This window comes from Polaromonas sp. P1_F1 (assembly GCF_056405795.1).
Window position 1 is genome coordinate 326,138 of sequence record NZ_JBFUBJ010000001.1, and the last position, 17,189, is coordinate 343,326.

Annotated in this window: 13 protein-coding genes and 1 pseudogene; 6 read left to right on the plus strand and 8 right to left on the minus strand. The window is 62.7% G+C overall.

All coding sequences use genetic code 11. The features are described 5' to 3' along the window. Nucleotides 1-4: 4 nt before the first annotated feature. Nucleotides 5-1,237 (minus strand): RtcB family protein, encoded by a 1,233-nt coding sequence (locus tag AC1DZE_RS01665; RefSeq protein WP_477699717.1) that lies wholly within the window; start codon nt 1,235-1,237, stop codon nt 5-7. Between the two features lie 608 nt (nt 1,238-1,845). Continuing rightward, on the minus strand, nt 1,846-3,399 hold the full coding sequence (locus tag AC1DZE_RS01670) for a vWA domain-containing protein (RefSeq protein WP_477699718.1): 1,554 nt from the start codon (nt 3,397-3,399) through the stop codon (nt 1,846-1,848). A gap of 216 nt (nt 3,400-3,615) precedes the next feature. Here AC1DZE_RS01670 and rtcR point away from each other — a divergent pair. Next, a pseudogene (gene rtcR, locus AC1DZE_RS01675) lies at nt 3,616-5,127 on the plus strand (RNA repair transcriptional activator RtcR); the annotation flags it as partial. Nucleotides 5,128-5,230: 103 nt separating this feature from the next. Here the strand turns inward: rtcR and AC1DZE_RS01680 are convergent. Beyond that, nucleotides 5,231-5,842, minus strand: a complete 612-nt coding sequence (locus tag AC1DZE_RS01680; RefSeq protein WP_477668138.1) for a helix-turn-helix domain-containing protein — start codon at nt 5,840-5,842, stop codon at nt 5,231-5,233. Between the two features lie 75 nt (nt 5,843-5,917). Between AC1DZE_RS01680 and AC1DZE_RS01685 the strand changes: the two genes are divergently transcribed. From AC1DZE_RS01685 to AC1DZE_RS01695, 3 genes are all read left to right on the plus strand, one after another. Beyond that, nucleotides 5,918-7,051, plus strand: a complete 1,134-nt coding sequence (locus AC1DZE_RS01685; RefSeq protein ID WP_477672235.1) for an NAD(P)/FAD-dependent oxidoreductase — start codon at nt 5,918-5,920, stop codon at nt 7,049-7,051. A gap of 64 nt (nt 7,052-7,115) precedes the next feature. After that, nucleotides 7,116-8,114: a Bug family tripartite tricarboxylate transporter substrate binding protein gene (locus AC1DZE_RS01690; protein WP_477672236.1), complete on the plus strand. Its 999-nt coding sequence runs from the start codon at nt 7,116-7,118 to the stop codon at nt 8,112-8,114. A 13-nt stretch (nt 8,115-8,127) separates the two neighbouring features. Further along, the gene (locus AC1DZE_RS01695; RefSeq protein ID WP_477699719.1) at nt 8,128-9,645 is read left to right on the plus strand and encodes an amidase; all 1,518 of its coding nucleotides are present in this window, start codon (nt 8,128-8,130) and stop codon (nt 9,643-9,645) included. Between the two features lie 62 nt (nt 9,646-9,707). On the opposite strand, the gene AC1DZE_RS01700 is transcribed toward AC1DZE_RS01695, so the two are convergent. Next, nucleotides 9,708-11,066 carry a glycerate kinase type-2 family protein gene (locus AC1DZE_RS01700; protein ID WP_477668142.1) on the minus strand — a complete coding sequence of 453 codons (1,359 nt, stop codon included), beginning with the start codon at nt 11,064-11,066 and terminating at the stop codon, nt 9,708-9,710. 133 nt (nt 11,067-11,199) lie between these two features. Between AC1DZE_RS01700 and AC1DZE_RS01705 the strand changes: the two genes are divergently transcribed. After that, nucleotides 11,200-11,535 carry a DMT family transporter gene (locus AC1DZE_RS01705; protein WP_457279830.1) on the plus strand — a complete coding sequence of 112 codons (336 nt, stop codon included), beginning with the start codon at nt 11,200-11,202 and terminating at the stop codon, nt 11,533-11,535. An 89-nt stretch (nt 11,536-11,624) separates the two neighbouring features. Here AC1DZE_RS01705 and AC1DZE_RS01710 read toward each other — a convergent pair whose 3' ends face one another. Both AC1DZE_RS01710 and AC1DZE_RS01715 read right to left on the minus strand, forming a co-directional pair. Continuing rightward, nucleotides 11,625-12,605, minus strand: coding sequence for a tripartite tricarboxylate transporter substrate binding protein (locus AC1DZE_RS01710; RefSeq protein ID WP_477672239.1), 981 nt, complete (start codon nt 12,603-12,605; stop codon nt 11,625-11,627). A 79-nt stretch (nt 12,606-12,684) separates the two neighbouring features. Then, nucleotides 12,685-13,773 (minus strand): tartrate dehydrogenase, encoded by a 1,089-nt coding sequence (locus AC1DZE_RS01715; protein WP_477672240.1) that lies wholly within the window; start codon nt 13,771-13,773, stop codon nt 12,685-12,687. Nucleotides 13,774-13,874: 101 nt separating this feature from the next. Between AC1DZE_RS01715 and AC1DZE_RS01720 the strand changes: the two genes are divergently transcribed. Continuing rightward, nucleotides 13,875-14,810 carry a LysR family transcriptional regulator gene (locus AC1DZE_RS01720; RefSeq protein ID WP_477672241.1) on the plus strand — a complete coding sequence of 312 codons (936 nt, stop codon included), beginning with the start codon at nt 13,875-13,877 and terminating at the stop codon, nt 14,808-14,810. A gap of 21 nt (nt 14,811-14,831) precedes the next feature. Here AC1DZE_RS01720 and AC1DZE_RS01725 read toward each other — a convergent pair whose 3' ends face one another. Both AC1DZE_RS01725 and xdhC read right to left on the minus strand, forming a co-directional pair. After that, on the minus strand, nt 14,832-16,061 hold the full coding sequence (locus AC1DZE_RS01725; RefSeq protein ID WP_477699720.1) for a urate hydroxylase PuuD: 1,230 nt from the start codon (nt 16,059-16,061) through the stop codon (nt 14,832-14,834). Between the two features lie 201 nt (nt 16,062-16,262). Further along, nucleotides 16,263-17,099 carry a xanthine dehydrogenase accessory protein XdhC gene (gene xdhC / locus AC1DZE_RS01730; RefSeq protein ID WP_477699721.1) on the minus strand — a complete coding sequence of 279 codons (837 nt, stop codon included), beginning with the start codon at nt 17,097-17,099 and terminating at the stop codon, nt 16,263-16,265. Nucleotides 17,100-17,189 lie beyond the last annotated feature (90 nt).

Here is a 17,189-nt window from a genome sequence, read left to right on the forward strand (position 1 = left end):
TTCCTTACCCCTTCACACACACCACCTGCTTCAACGTGTACACCACTTCCACCAGATCGCTCTGGGCCAGCATCACGGCGTCGATGTCCTTGTAGGCCATCGGAATCTCGTCGATCACCTCCGCGTCCTTACGGCATTCCACGCCTTGGGTAGCCTTGATCTGGTCTTCGACCGTAAACAGCTTTTTGGCCTGCGTACGGCTCATGGTGCGGCCGGCCCCGTGGCTGCAGCTCATAAAGCTGTCGGGGTTGCCCTTGCCGCGCACGATGAAACTTTTGGCGCCCATGCTGCCGGGAATGATCCCGAGCTCTCCCGCCTTCGCGCTCACGGCGCCCTTGCGGGTCACAAACACCTCTTGCCCAAAGTGCGTTTCCTTCTGCACATAGTTGTGGTGGCAGTTCATCGCCTCCACGTGCGTCTCAAACGGCTTGCTGATCACCTTGCGCAACGCGCCAATGGCGGCCTGCATCATCACCTCGCGGTTCAGGCGCGCAAATTTTTGCGCCCATCCCACACCGCGCACATAGTCGCCAAAGTACTGCGAACCTTCTTCAAGGTAGGCCAGGTCTTTGTCCGGCAGGTTGCGCTGGTGCAGCTCGGCGTCTTTCTTCGCGAGCTCGATGAAGTGCGTGCCGATGGCGTTACCCACCCCGCGCGAACCACTGTGCAGCATGATCCAGACCCCGCCGCTTTCGTCGAGGCACACCTCGACAAAGTGGTTGCCGCCGCCCAGGGTTCCCATGTGGCGGTGGTTGTTGGTGTTCTTCAGGCGCGGGTAGTCCAGGCAGATAGCCTCGAACTCATCGACCAGCTGGCCCCAGGCCGCATCTGCCGCGCTGGGCGGGTTCGTCCAGGCGCCGACCTCGCGCACCGAACCATTCCTGCGGTAGGTCTTGGGCGCCGAGCCGTGCGGTACGGCTTTTTCGATCTCCGTGCGTAGCGGACCCAGGTTGTCAGGCAGGTCTTCGGCGCGCAGCGTGGTTTTGCAGGCCATCATGCCGCAGCCGATATCCACACCGACCGCCGCCGGAATGATCGCCTTGAAAGTCGGGATCACACTGCCGATGGTGGCGCCCAGGCCGTAGTGCACGTCGGGCATCACGGCCACGTGCTTGAACACGATGGGCAGGCGTGCGGAATTCTCCAGCTGCTTGAGTGCCTGCGCTTCCACCGGCACGCCGTTGGTCCACATCTTTACCGGCACACCGCCGGGAACTTCATGTTGTTGGTAGTTCATTGTTGTTCTTCCTTTTTCAATAAAACGGATGACTAGAGCTTGTGAAATGAAATTTCGCCACTTGTTGCCAAGCTGGGGTTTGAACCCAGACCCCGCGCCTTTCAGCACGAGAGCGTTTGCACGCCGCGTCTACCTGTAATTTCACGGGCATTCATCCAAAACCTTTTTGATCACCAGCAGCAACAAAATTGTTGAAATGGATACGTGCTCTACCAGACTGAGCTACGGTGCTGCAATGGGCTCGGGCACAAGCCCATTGCAGCACCGGCGGGATTCGAACCCGCGACCTCGGCATTAACAGTGCTGTAATTCCAACCGCATTTGCCGCTGGCAATCAAAACTTTTTGCTCTCTCTTCAAGAGCTTTCAAAAACACGACAAGATCGGTGAGATTTTCATGTGCATTCAGTTTCCTGTGATGCACATGGCCAGAGTCGAACCGGCTATATCCAATGTAATCCCGCCAGCATTCGTGCTTTTGAAAACCCTCTTGTCCATCTTTAAAAAAGGCCCCCGCCTGAGGACTAACAGTTGGTGTGATAAAAACAGTTTGGATGTAATCACACCGGCATTCCTCAGGCGACGACGCTCAACACATCGAGTCATGGCTTACAAAGCCAGCTCGTCTATCAATCCGACCCAGTGGTCGGCTCCCAACGCTCCCGCGGCAAACAAGGCCAGTACCTTGAACACCTCATCGGTAAAACCGCCGATGTTCAGGATGTCAGGCCGTTCGAGCGCCTGCGTGTGGGCGTAAGGCTGGATGTCGATACACACCAACCTGGCTTGCGGGTTGCGTTGCTTGAACACTTCCCACTCACGCAAGGTTTGCGTCGCACCGGCACGCTTGCTATCCACCCACGACTCGTTGTCCGACACCAGCACCACCAAGTCTGCCTTGGCCTTACCGGCGTTCAACAGGGCCAACGGCGCCGAGCAGTTGGTTCCGCCACCGCCCACGGCAGCCAGTTTCTCCGCATTGGTCATCACCGAGTCACGCGGGTTCAACGACAAGTTGACGACTTTCTGCTCAAACGGCAGCACCATGGTTGCCGGGTTCTTGCGCAGCAGAGCCGCAGCCACCAGGGCCGCCACGTCAATACAACGCACCGCACTGGTTGCAGAACCACGATGTCCGGACACCGCCGAGCTCATGGAGCCCGACACATCAGGACACACCACCACCTTACCCACCAAAGCCGGCACGTTCTTCAACGCGATTTCCATCGCGTCTTGCAATGCTTCACGTACCTGCAGAGGAACGGTTTCATCCGTCGCTTTGTAGGCAGCCATCAACTGGTAGGGCAACACGCGGGCCTTCTCAATACTCTGCGCGTCACGCAGTTTGGCGGCAATGGCCTTTTCAGCCTTGGTTGTACCAAACACGCCGTGGCGCGCAAAGGTGTTGAGATTCTGTCGCACCATCTGCCACGAGCCATTCTTTGCAATCTGCGTCCACTGGTTGGTGGTCAGGTTCAAGGCTGTCAACATTTGAAACGGCACATCGGGCGCCACACCGCTGCGGTCCTTCTTGTAGGCTTCAAAAGCACGCGTCGCCTCGGGCAACTGGCTCACGTCAAAGTCACGGCCAATCAACCAGGCAAACCACGCGGCGCGCCAGGCCTCAGCCGGTTTGGGGTGAACCATCTTCACGACGTCGGCCAACGACGGGCTGTTACCCACGCTGGCGTTCAGCAGCTGCTTCTCGCTTGCATTGCACAACCAGGCCTGCACCAACTTCTTGGGACGCGAACCCATTGACTTACGGCCCACACGGCCGCTACGCAGAATTTGCACCACGTTACGCAGCATCTTGCCGTTGTCTACCACGCGAGGAAACGCCTTGGCAAACAGTGCCACATCGCGGGTCGCCAGCGAGGCCAACAGCAGCGCCGGCATGTCTTTCATATGGCCACGCTCGCGGGCATAGATGGCAGTTTTGGCCACGAAGCCCGCATCAACCTGCGCAGCCAGTTCCAGCACTTTGTCCAATTGCTCGGCAGCGCCTGCGTAGTAAACATTGTTCAGGCAACCGGTGACGGCCAATTGCACCAAAGCATGCCGGGGTGCCAAGGCATAAGCGACACCACCAGCCTCGTTGGCGATGGTGGCAGCTGGCAGGAAACTGCCTTTGCTGCTTTGAAATAGTTGTGTGTTTGCCATGTTCCTAGTCCTTGTTTGCATTCACCGTTGTGGTGACGGGATATACATTGCAGGTGGCGTGCCAACTCTTTAAAAGAGATCACCAATTTCTCTAAGCAATTGATTTCATTTGATAGTTTTTCAATTAATCAAAAATTCACCAGTTTTTTAAACTTATACTTCTTGAGTTCTTAGCTTTAAAGCTAGTACATTAGAAATATGAAGAAGAAAGTGGTGATGGGTTTCCTGGGTACCCAACTGGATTCGGGCCTGAGTGCTTCGCGTTGGGAGAAATGGCGGCCGACAGTTTCAATCGCACAGCATGAAGACCTGATCGTCGACCGGCTGGAGCTGATGCACGACGTGCGCAACAAAGCGCTGGCCGAAAGGGTGCGCGAAGACGTGGTTCAGCTCTCGCCCGGCACCGAGGTTCGCCTGGTCGAGATGAACCTGGCCAACCCCTGGGATTTCGGCGAGGTCTATGGCGCGCTGTATGACTGGATGCGTGCCTACGCCTTCGACACCGAGCGCGAAGAGTACTGGGCGCACATCACCACCGGCACCCATGTAGCGCAGATCTGCCTGTTCCTGCTGGTCGAGGCGCGCTTCATTCCCGGCGTTCTGTTGCAGACGGCGCCGCCCAGGGGCCGGCAAGGCCAGGGCGTGGGCAGTTATGAACTGATTGACCTGGACCTTTCGCGGTATGACGCGATCAACACGCGGCTTGCGGTAGCGCAGCAAGATGCAGTGTCCTTTCTCAAAAGCGGCATCGCCACACGCAACCCCCGCTTCAACAAGTTGATTGAGGAAATCGAACACATCGCCGTCCAGAGCAAGGCGCCCGTCCTGCTGACGGGGCCCACGGGTGCGGGCAAGTCGATGCTGGCGCGGCGAATCTTCGAGCTCAAAAAGTCGCGCCACCAGGTCAGCGGCAGCTTTGTCGACGTGAACTGCGCGACGCTGCACGGCGACGGTGCGGGCTCCACGCTGTTCGGCCACAAGAAGGGGGCGTTCACCGGGGCGGCCAATGACCGTCCCGGCTTGCTGCGCACCGCCGACAAGGGCGTGCTGTTTCTCGACGAGATTGGCGAGCTGGGCCTGGACGAGCAGGCCATGCTGCTCAAGGCCGTGGAAGAAAAACGCTTCCTGCCCGTAGGCGCCGACAAAGAAGTCGAAAGCAGCTTCCAGCTGATCGCCGGTACCAACAAGGACTTGCGTCTGGAAGTCGCCCGCGGGCGCTTCCGCGAGGACCTTTTTGCGCGTATCAATCTGTGGACTTACACCCTGCCCGGCCTCAGCCAGCGCCGGGAGGATATCGAGCCCAACATGGACCACCAGCTCACGCTCGCATCCGAGGATCTGGGCAGGAAAACCCGCATGACCGCTGAAGCCCGCGCAGCCTACCTGCGATTTGCACAATCGGGCGAGGCCATCTGGGCTGGCAATTTTCGCGACTTGAGCGCATCCATCACCCGCCTTGCCACGCTGGGTGACAACGGCCGCATCGGCGCAAGCCTGGTGGAGGCCGAGATCGCGCGACTACGCTGGCAATGGCAGGCCACAGAACAGGAAGCTAGCGGCGGCGCTGCCTCACTCGCCGAATTAATGGGAGGCGCCGCGGACACACTCGATTATTTTGAACAGCTACAGCTTCAGGCCGTGATTGAGGTCTGCCGCAAAAGCGCCTCCCTCAGCGACGCCGGGCGGGCGCTCTTCAATGTATCGCGCACCCAGCGCAGCGTAGTGAATGATGCGGACAGGCTGCGCAAATATCTGCTGAAATTTGACCTGACCTGGGAGAAGCTGTCGACCTGAACCCGGGTACAAACCCGAAACACAAGGCCAGGCAGCCCTATTCGCTCATCACCACCAGCACCTGCGCGTCGCTGCGGCCCAGCGAAAGGTAGATGTGGCCCACGCCGCTGTCGAAATAGGCCGACTCATGGCGCGCCACTTCGATGATTTCGCCGGTCTCGAACTCGATGCGCACCCGGCCCGACAGAACGATCACGAACTCCTGCCCTGCGTGGCGGATAAAGTCGGGGAACTGGCTGCGGCTGCGCGCCACGATGCGGCCGTGCATCGGCGTCATGCGCTTGCCCGGAAAGCCGGCGGCCAGCGCGCCGTAGTCATAGTTGCCCGAGCTGTAGGCCGGCGCACCGCCTGCTTCGGACCAGACCACCACCGGCTTTGCAGCGCCAGGGGCCGGCGCCGCGGCTCGCGCGTCCAGCAGCTGTCCCACGTCCAGCGACAGCGCCCGCGCTACGGCGGCCAGCTTTTCATAGCTGACCGAAATCTGGCCCAGCTCCATCTTGGACAGCGTGGACAGTGCCACGCCGGAACGGCCGGACAGGTCCTTGAGCGTCAGCCGCCGCGCCTTGCGGTGCCCGCGCAGGCTCAGGCCGAGCCGCACCCGGTCCGCCTCGGGGGCGGCGGCAGGGTTGCGGGCGGGGCGTGCAGGCATGGTGTTTTCCCTTTTTTCGAAAAATCCCGGTAAATGGGCTGGACAGGCATGATTCTCGCATGTGAGAATTCTCAAATGAGAGAATTTGACATCCTTATCTTCGGCGCCGGCATTGCGGGCGCATCTTTGGCCTGGCGCCTGGCCGGGCAACGCAGCGTTGCGCTCGTCGAACGTGAATCCCAGCCGGGGTTTCACTCCACCGGCCGGTCGGCGGCCATGTTCATGGAAACCTACGGCCCGCCCATGGTGCGGGCGCTGACGCGTGCGAGCCGCGGGTTTTACGAACGGCCGCCGGAAGGGTTTCACCCGGCACTGATACAGCCCCGGGGCGTGCTTTACCTTGCCACGCACGGCCAGGAAGAAGAACTGGCGCACACCCGCCAGGAACTGTCCGCAAGCTGCCCCGGCCTGGTGACGCTGGACGCCGGCACCACGCTGGCCCATGTACCCTGCCTGCGGCCCGATGTGGTGCACGGCGCGCTGTACGACGCAGGCGCGCAGGACATGGATGTGCATGCACTGCACCAGGGCTTTCTGCGCGGCTTTCGCCAGAAGGCCGGTGCCGACGGAGAGCTGCGAACCGCCGCCACACTGACACAGGCCACGCATGACGGACAGCGCTGGACCCTGCAATTCAGCGACGGCGAGACGCTGCGCGCCAAAACCGTGGTGAATGCCGCAGGCGCCTGGGCTGACGAGCTGGCCGCCATGTTCGGCGCGCAGCCCATCGGTCTGGTGCCGCACCGGCGCAGCGCCTTTACCTTCAAGGCGCCCGAGGGCATGGACACCTCACACTGGCCCGCCGTGGTGGGTGTGGATGAAAGCTACTACTTCAAGCCCGATGCCGGGCAGCTGCTGGGCTCACCCGCCAATGCGGACCCGACGGTTCCGCACGACGTGGTTCCTGAAGAGCTGGACATTGCCATGGGTATTCACCAGATCGAAAGTGTGTCGACACTGACGATTCGCCGCCCTTCCAGCACGTGGGCCGGCCTGCGCTCTTTTGTACCCGACGGGGAAATGGTGATTGGCCATGACAACGCCTGCCCCGGTTTTTTCTGGCTCGCAGCGCAGGGCGGCTACGGCATCCAGAGCGCGGCAGGTGCAAGTGCGCTGGCCGATGCGCTGATCCGCCAGGCGGCGCTGCCTGAAGAGCTGCACCAGCAAGGCGTTGATGCGTCCAGGCTGTCACCTGCCCGGTTGCGTTAAACCTTGAGCCAACCCCCTTCGAATCACTCCTTTCCGATTGATCAAATTTTCAACGAGGCCTACCATGCACCACATGTCTTTCAAAGCAATGCGCCGCACGCTGATCGCCAGCGCCTTCTTTTCCTGCGGGCTTGCCGCCATGGTTGGACCCGCCCATGCCGCCGATTTTCCTGAGCGTCCGGTGACGCTGGTCGCGCCCTTCCCTGCCGGCGGTGCGGCCGACGTGCTGGCGCGTATCCTGGGCAAGACCCTGGGTGACCAATTGGGCCAACCCGTGGTGGTCGAAAACAAGCCGGGCGCCGGCACCGCCATAGGTGCGGCTGCGGTAGCCAACGCCAAGCCCGACGGCTATACCCTGCTCGTGAGCTCCAACTCCACCTTCACGCTGAACCCGGCGCTGCAACCCAAGCTGTCTTATGACCCGGCCAAGGGCTTTGACGCGATAGGCATGGTGGGCTCGGTGGCGCTGGCCATGCTGGTGAATCCGTCGGTCACGGCCACCGACGTGCACCAGTTCGTCGCGGCGGCCAAGGCCAATCCGGACAAATACCTGTACGGCAGCTTCGGCAATGGCACCAGCTCCAACTTCGCCGGCGCGATGTTCAATACGGCCACGGGCCTGAAGATGACGCATGTGCCCTACAAGGGCTCCGGCCCCCTGATGACCGATCTGATCGGCGGCCAGATCCCGGTGTCTTTCGACACCGTGGTCGCTGCATCGCAGCAACTCAAGTCCGGCAAGATCCGCGTGCTGGCCGTGGCCATGAACAAGCGCTCGGCCCTGCTGCCCAATGTGCCGACCATGGCCGAGGCCGGCTACCCGGCCGTCGACATGAACGCCTGGCTGGCCGTGGTGGCGCCCAAGGGCTTGCCGGTGCCCGTCAAGGCACGGCTGGAAAAGGCCCTGGCCACGGTGATGGCCAGCACCGAAACCCTGGACAAACTCAAGGCGGCGGGTTTCGAGCCCGGCTACGCCGCCATCCCCGACTGGTCCGGCATGGTGACGGCGGAAATTGCGCGCATGAAGGCACTGGCCGAACGCTCCCAGATCAAAACAGATTGAACAAGACATCGATATGCCCTCCACCCTGCCAGACATCTCCGCCGTCGAACTCCGTAGCCTGATCGCCAGCCGCGAGGTATCGCCGGTGGAGCTGATGGACGCCTGCATAGACCGCATCGAACGCCTCAACCCCGCCATCAACGCGATCTGCGCGACCGACTTCACGCGTGCGCGCGAGGGTGCACGCGAAGCCGAAGCGCAAGTGATGCGCGGCGCACCGCTGGGCCCTTTGCACGGACTGCCGCTGGGGGTGAAGGATCTGCAGGACACCGCGGGCCTGCTCACCACCTACGGCAACATAGGACTTCGCGGCAACGTGCCGGCCAAAGACAACGCGCTGGTGGCCAAACTGCGCGCGGCGGGCGCCATCGTCACGGCCAAGACCAACGTGCCCGACATGGGTGCCGGCGCCAACTCACGCAACCCGGTGTGGGGCGCGACGGGCAACCCGTTCAACCCCACGCTCAACGCCGGCGGTTCTTCCGGCGGCTCGGCGGCGGCGCTGGCAGCCGGCATGCTGCCGATCTGCACCGGCTCCGACACCGGCGGCTCGCTGCGTATTCCGGCTTCGCTCTGCGGCGTGGTCGGCCTGCGGCCTTCGCCCGGACTGGTGGCCAACGATGCCCGGCCACTGGGCTGGTCCGTCATCTCCGTACTCGGCCCCATGGGGCGCAACGTGGCCGATACGGCGCTGCTGTTTGCAGCCAGCGTAGGCGCGAACCCACGCGACCCGCTTTCCTACCCGGTGGATGCCTCCACATTCTGGCCCTTGAAGCAGGTGGACCTTTCCACCTTGCGTGTGGGCACCACGGAAGACTTTGGCATGTGCATCGTGGACCCGGAAATCCGGCGCGTGTTCCGCCAGCGCGTGGAAGCCATCCGGCCGCTGGTAGCGAGCTGCGAGCCGATAGACCTTGAGCTGGGCGATGCCGACCGCGCCTTTGACACGCTGCGCGCAGAAAGTTTTGTCGCGGCATTCGCTGACACCTACCGCAACGCGCCCGAAACGCTGGGCCCGAATGTACGCGCCAACATGGAAATCGCAGCCGCCATCACCCTGGCGGACCGCGCCTGGGCGCACCTGGAACAAACACGCATTTCGCGCCGCTTTGCCAAAGCTTTCGAGCAGTACGACATCATCCTGGCGCCCGTCACGCCGGTCACGCCCTTCCCCTGGACAGAGCTGTATGCCGGCAACATCGACGGCCAGGCCATGCGCAACTACTACCACTGGCTGGGCCTGACCTATGTGGTGACCCTGGCCACCAACCCGGCGCTGGCGTTGCCCTGCGGCAAGGACGAACACGGCATGCCTTTCGGGCTGCAGGTGATTGGACGGCTGCACGCCGATGCGCAACTGCTGGCCGCATGCCAGGCGCTGGAACAGGTCTTTGAAGCCAGCGATACCTTGCGCAGGCCGCAACCCGATTTGCAAACTTTGCAGACGGCACGGCCGGAACTCAAATCCATCGTCACGCATCCGCCCGAGATCAGCGCGGCGCCCGGCACGGGTGGTTTGACGGCCGTGTGAGGTTTTTTCCCTGTTTTATTTACCAAACAGGCCCGAAACGCAGGCAGAACCTGCGCAAGTAGCTACAAAATCAATAGCGCCCGGAAGTCATTGACGTTGGTATGTGTGGGCCCGGGAATGACCAGGCCACCCAGCGGCTCGAAGTAGCCGTAGGCGTCGTTGCGGTCCAGGTACTGGTCCAGCTTCATGCCTTTGGCCAGTGCGCACTGCAGCGTGTCGGGCGCCACATAGGCACCCGCGTTGTCCTCCACGCCATCAATGCCGTCGGTGTCAGCTGCCAGCGCATACACACCCGGCTGGCCCTGCAGGGCCAAGGCCAGGCCCATGCAGAATTCGCCGGCACGGCCTCCGCGGCCGCGGGGTGTGCCTTCTGCTTGCTTGCGGACGGTCACTGTGGTTTCCCCGCCGCTCAGGATCACGCAGGGCTTGCTGAAGGGCTGCCCCTTCAATGCCACGGCACGGGCAAGCGCCGCATGCACCTTGCCGACCTCGCGGGATTCACCTTCCATCTCGTCGCTCAGGATGTGCGCCTGCAAGCCGGCTGCGCGCGCCACAGCGGCGGCAGCCTCCAGGCTTTGCTGCGGCGTGGCAATCATATGCACCTCATGGCCTTTGAAGACCGCATCGCCCGGCTTGGGCGTTTCGAGTGCGCCCTGCTCCAGCAGGCTCATGATGGCGCCGGGCACTTCAATGCCGTAGCGCTGCAGGATGGCCACCGCCTCGGCGCAACTGGTGGCGTCAGGCACAGTAGGGCCGCTGGCGATGATGGACGGATCGTCTCCCGGCACGTCGCTGATGGTCAGCGTCACCACACGCGCCGGCGCGCAGGCTGCGGCCAGGCGGCCGCCCTTGATGCGCGAGAGATGTTTGCGCACGCAGTTCATCTCGGAAATATTGGCGCCGCTGTTGAGCAGCGCCTTGTTGATACGCTGCTTGTCTTCCAGCGTCAAGCCTTCGGCCGGCAAGGTCAGCAACGCCGAGCCGCCCCCCGAGATCAGGCACAGCACCAGGTCGTTTTTGCCCAGCCCCTGCACCATGGCCAGGATGCGCTGTGCAGCTTCCAGCCCTGCCGCGTCCGGCACCGGGTGCGCGGCTTCGACAACCTCGATGCGCTGTTTCAGCCCTTCGGGGCGCGGCGGAATGTGGTGGTAGCGGGTCACGACCAGGCCTTCAAGCGGTGCGTCGGCGGGCCACAGTGCCTCCACCGCCTGCGCCATGGAACCGCCGGCCTTGCCCGCACCGATCACGATGGTGCGGCCGCCGCTTTCGGGGGTGGGCGGTTTGGGCAGGTAGCGTGCGGTGTTCTCAAGCGGCAGCGCGCGCGCAACGGCGGCGGCGTACAGGTGCTCGAGGAACTGGCGCGGCTGGGTGGCGGCGTCCGGGATGGGCGTGCCGGGGGTAGGTGTCTTGGCTGCAGTCATTGAAATGTCTCCACCCCGGATTGTGCCGTGGTAACCGGGCAGTAACCCGGAAACGCGGGATGGTTTGGGATTTCGCCGGAAAGGCAGTTTCCTAGAATGAGCCATCATCCACCGAAGCAGAAAGAAGAGTCTCATGAACGCCTACCTGGCCCTGGGCATCGCCATCGTTGCCGAAGTCATTGCCACCACGGCACTCAAGTCCAGCGACAGTTTCACGCGCCTGGTGCCCTCGTTGATCAGCATCGCGGGTTATGGCACCGCGCTGTATCTCCTCACGGTGACGATGAAGTCCATCCCCACCGGCGTGACCTACGCCATATGGTCGGGCCTGGGCATTGTGCTGATCAGCATCACCAGTTTCTTCGTTCACCAGCAGAAGATTGACCTCTGGGGCATGGTGGGGATGGCGCTCATCATTGCCGGCGTGGTGGTGTTGAACCTTCTTTCCAACACCACCAGCCTTCACTGAGGCCCCCGTCTTGCGGCCCTGACAGGACTCTCATCTCACGGCAAAGATCCGGCATTGGAGTTGAAGCCATAACCGACCGGCGCCGGGAGCTACTTTTTCCCCAGGCCCAGGCGCTTCGCACCTTCGGTGTAGATACGGATGCGCTCCTTCATGAATCCGTCCATCTGGTCCAGGCCCACGTTGACGAGCTCAAAGCCATTTTTGGCGGCGAGTTCCTTCATCTCGGGGTCGTTGTTCAGCACGGCCCACATGTCCGACAGCCGCTTGCGCGCTTCCAGCGGGGTGGACTTGGGCACGCCAATGCCGCGGTAGGCGCCGTCCACCCAGTCCACACCAAGCTCCCTGAAGGTAGGCACGTCGGGCATCATCGGGTGGCGCTTTTCCATGGCGACTGCCAGCGGGCGCACCCTGCCCTTGTTGCCGATGGCAAACGGCGTGTAGGTCATCGCACCGTCGACCTGCGAGCCGATCACGGCCATCGTCATGTCGCCCGTCCCCTTGTAGGGCACGTAGGTGCTCTTGACGCCGAAAGCCGCGTTGAGCCGCTCATGCGCCGCATGGTTGGCGGAGTTCAGCCCCGAGCCGCCCAGGTTCAGCTTGCCGGGGTCTTTTTTGGCTGCGGCGATGAAGTCCGCAAACGTTTTGATAGGGCTTTTCTCGGGCACCACCAGCACGTCGGGGGTGTAGTGGAACCAGAACACCGGCACGATGTCGGCAGTTTTGTACTGCACCTCGCCCTCGATGGGCTGGAACACGATGTGCGGCAGGTTGATGCCCACTACATTGAGGCCGTCGCCCGGCAGGTTGTTCATCTGGCCCCACATCAGGCCGCCGCCGGCGCCCGCCTTGTACTGGATGATGGTGTCGACGGCCGGGCATTTTTTCTTGAGCACGACCTGCTGGTGGCGCGCCGACAGGTCCGACTCACCACCCGGTGGAAAGGCCTGCCAGTACAGCACGTTCCTGTCGGGGCACACCACACCCGCTGCGGGCGCGGCAGTCTGCGCCATGGCGGCGGGCACTGCGGCCATGCAGAAAATGCCCATCCACTTTTTCACTTCAACTTTCATGGTGTGTCTCCTGAATGTTTCTGAAGCGGAAAACTCGCCGGCATGCGTAGCCTGGTTGCACCGGCTTTCACTGAAAGGCTCAAGCGGCCTGCAGTAGTCGCTGCCTGCCGACCTCTGCACAGACGGCCTCGGTGACCTGCGCCGTTGTGGCGCTGCCGCCCAGGTCGCGCGTGTGCAGCGCAGCGCTGGCGGTCGCCTTTTCGATTGCGGCCATCAACACCGCGGCCGCACCGGTTTCGCCCAGGTGCTCCAGCAGCATGACACAACTCCAGAAAGTGCCAATAGGGTTCGCCAGGCCTTTTCCCATGATGTCAAAGGCCGAGCCGTGAATCGGCTCGAACATGCTCGGGTAGCGGCGCTCGGGGTCGATATTGCCCGTCGGTGCAATGCCCAGGCTGCCGGCCAGCGCGGCCGCCAGGTCGCTCAGGATATCGGCATGCAGGTTGGTGGCGACCACGGTATCGAGCGAAGCGGGGCGGTTGACCATGCGGGCCGTGCAGGCGTCGACCAGTTCCTTGTCCCAGGTCACGTCCGGAAACTCCCGGCTGATCTGCAGCGCGATCTCGTCCCACATCACCATGGCATGGCGCTGGGCGTTGGACTTGGTGACCACGGTCAGCAGCTTGCGCGGGCGGGACTGGGCGAGCCTGAAGGCAAAGCGCATGATGCGCTCGACGCCGGCGCGGGTCATCATCGACACATCGGTGGCCACTTCGATCGGGTGGCCCTGGTGGGCGCGCCCGCCCACACCTGAATACTCGCCTTCGGAGTTCTCGCGCACGATCACCCAGTTGAGCTGCTCCGGTGTGCAGCGCTTGAGCGGCGCGTCGATGCCGGGCAGGATGCGCGTGGGCCGCACATTGGCGTACTGGTCAAAGCCCTGGCAAATTTTGAGGCGCAAGCCCCAAAGCGTGATGTGGTCGGGAATGTGCGGGTCGCCGGCCGAGCCGAACAGGATGGCGTCCTTGTCGCGCAGCGCGTCCAGGCCGTCCTCCGGCATCATCATGCCGTGCCGGCGATAGTAGTCGCCGCCCCAATCAAAAGCACTGAAGCTGAAAGCGAAATTCTTTTGTGCCGCGGCCAGTGCCTGCAGCACCTGCTGGCCGGCCGGTACGACTTCCTTGCCGATGCCGTCGCCGGGGATGCAGGCGATCTTGTAGGTCTTCATGTTGGTTCCTCAGTTTTCTCGGTTGTGATCTGTTCACTGTATCGGTTGGCACAGACAATAAAACCCCCTAAAGTAAGATTACTGTTAACCACAGGTTACGAATGATTCCAGTCAACACAGCCCCCTCGGAGATGGCTTTTTTCAGCCTGCTGGCGCGCTACGGCAGCCTGTCGGCCACGGCGCGCGAGCTCGGCGTCAGCACAGCTGCCATCAGCAAGCGGCTCGCGCAGATGGAGGCCAGGCTGGGGGTGCAGTTGCTGAGCCGCACCACACGGCGCGCCAGCCTCACGCAGGAAGGCGAGATTTACCTTACGCACGCGCGCCGCATCCTTGCCGACATTGACGACATGGAGCAGCAGGTGTCCAGTGCCGTGGCGGCGCCCAAGGGCCTGCTGCGCGTGAACGCCACCATAGGCTTCGGCCGCAACCATGTGGCGCCGCTGATCTCGCGTTTCGTGAAAGCCCATCCCGGGGTAGAAGTGCAGTTGCAGCTCACGGTCAATCCGCCGCCGCTGACTGAAGACGCCTTCGATGTTTGTGTCCGTTTCGGTGAACCGCCGGACGCCCGCGTGATCGCGCGGTTGATCGCACCGAATCGCCGCCTGCTCTGCGCCTCACCGGCCTATCTGGCCCGCCACGGCACGCCCAGGGTGCCGCATGACCTGGCGCAGCACAACTGCATCGGCATACGCCAGGGTGACGAGGCCTACGGCATGTGGCGCCTGGCTTCCGGCAAGCACACGCAGGCCATCAAGGTGCACGGCAACCTCAGCACCAGCGACGGCGAGATTGCGGTGAACTGGGCCCTCGACGGCCACGGAATTTTGATGCGCGCCGAATGGGACATCGCCAAATACCTGCGCAGCGGCCGGCTGGTGCAGGTGCTGGAGAACTACCGCACACCGGCAGCCGACATCCATGCGGTGTACCCGGCCCGGCATCAGCATTCGGTGCGGGTCAGGGCTTTTGTGGATTTCCTGGCCCAGCATTTCAGCAAGCCGTCCACACGCGCCGCAGGGCTGGCCGGCAACTGGTAAGGCTTGCCCGGCTTACTCGGCTTACTCCGTTTTGGCGCCCGCATCGAACCACTGCCTGATCGCCTGCCGCTCAGTCTCCGTGATGCCCGTGGCATTGTTCATGGGCATCAGCCGCGTGACCACCGCCTGCTGGTAGACCTGCGTCGCGTGGCGCGCCAATGCTTCGGGTGAGTCAAGCCGCACGTTTTTCATCTGCACCTGTGCACCGTGGCACAGGTAGCAGCGCTGGGCCATGATGGCCTGCACTTGTTGAAAGCTATTTTGGCCTGCAGCGCCCACTGGTTGTGCGCCACCAGCTACTGAATTGATAGCGCCCACAGCGGCAGGAGGTTTCATCCAGACGATCACGGCGGCGATGACAGCCACGCCCACCAGCGCATACGGCAACGGGTGCCGGTTGCGGCCCAGTTTGTAGCCGTGGCGCAGCACAAAAAACTGGCGGATGGCCGCGCCGACCAGCATCATCAGGATCAGCACCAGCCAGTTCTGCGGGTGGCTCCAGGTAAAGCTGTAGTGGTTGCTGAGCATGGCAAACAACACCGGCAGCGTGAAGTAGGTGTTGTGCACGCTGCGCTGCTTGCCGCGCTGGCCGTGCACCGCATCGACCGGCTCGCCGGCCTTGATGGCGGCGACGACCTTGCGCTGGCCGGGGATGATCCAGAAGAACACGTTGGCGCTCATGGCGGTGGCCATCATGGCGCCTACCAGCAAAAAGGCCGCGCGCCCGGCAAACCAGTGGCAGGCCAGCCAGGAGGCTGCGCACACCAGCACCGCGACCAACGCGCCGACGATGGCATCTCCGCTTTTCTTGCGCCCGAACAGCTGGCAGATGCCGTCGTACAGCATCCAGAAAATTACAAAGAAGGACAGCGCCACCGCACCGGCCGCGCCGGGCGACCAGTTCATCAGCGATTTGTCGACAAGGTAGGTGCCGGCGTTCCACAAATAGGAGATCGTGAACAGCGCAAAGCCCGACAGCCAGGTGCTGTAGCTTTCCCAGTAAAACCAGTGCAGGTGCGCCGGCAGTTGCGGCGGCTTGACAGCGAATTTGACGGGGTGGTAAAAACCGCCGCCGTGCACGGCCCAGAGCTCGCCGCTCACGCCCTGCTTTTTGAGGTCTTCGTCCTCGGGCGGCGTGAGGCTGCTGTCGAGAAAGACAAAATAAAACGAGGAACCCACCCAGGCGATGGCGGTGATGACATGGACCCAGCGCAGCAGCAGGTTGGCCCAGTCGAGAAGGTAGTTTTCCATATCTCTCAACCTATGCAGCACGCGAGGGCGCTGCCTTGTGCAACCTGCTCACCACTGCGGGCGCTGTAAGCAGAAACAAGGCCGCGAACAAAAGAAGCTGGCGCTAACTTGAAGTTAGCTCCGGCTTCCCGGCTCCGCTGCGGCCTGACGCACCAAGTTTATAGAGTTTGGCTTCAGCTCCGAAAAATTTCTGCGCCGCGCTCAACCCGCGTTGATGGTTTGCAACAGCTGGGCCGCTACCGCCACGGCGATGACTTCCGGCTCCTTGCCAGTAATGCCGGGCACGCCGATGGGGCACGTCACTTGCGCCAGCTCGCTCGCGGCGAAGCCCCGGGCTTCCAGGCGGTGGCGGAATGCCGCCCATTTGGTCTTGCTGCCGATCAAGCCGATGTAGGGTAAATCGGATTTCTCGCGCTGGCGCAGCAGGCAGGCAGCCACGATGTCGAGGTCTTCCGCATGGCTGAAGCTCATGATGAGCACGCGGGACTGCGGCGCCAGGCCAGGCACGGCGGCTTGTACGGGATCGGAATGTTCGGCCACCACGCGCGGCGGCACGCTGGCGGGGAACACGCCGTCGCGGCTGTCTATCCAGCTGAGTGAAAACGGCAAGGGGGCGAGCACCCGCACCAGCGCGTGGCCGACGTGGCCGCCGCCGAACAGCGCCACCGGCGTCAACTCGGCCTGGCCCAATCGCACGGCTAGCGCCGGTGTGTCGCCCGCGCTGACGCATTCAAAGCGAAGCTCCACCACGCCGCCACAGCATTGGCCCAGCGACGGGCCCAGTGCCACGCGCAACGTTGTCGCCTGACGCCCCTGGGCGCCATCCGCGAGCAGCGCACGCGCCCTGGCGATGGCGTCGTATTCCAGGTGGCCGCCGCCTATCGTGCCCACCAGCGCATCGGGAAAGACCGCCATCCAGGTTCCCGCCTCGCGCGGCACCGAACCCTGCGCCTTCGCCACCTCCACTAGCACCGCCGGCACCGAAGCCAGGCGGGCCAGGAAGTCTTCAAGTTGCAGACTGGAGACACTGGAAACCATTGGTGACGACTTGGCGGTTGGAGAATTGAAATATTGGGCAAAATGCCTTGACTGCCACCTTAGCACTACCTTGGCGCCGGGCAGTTCCCG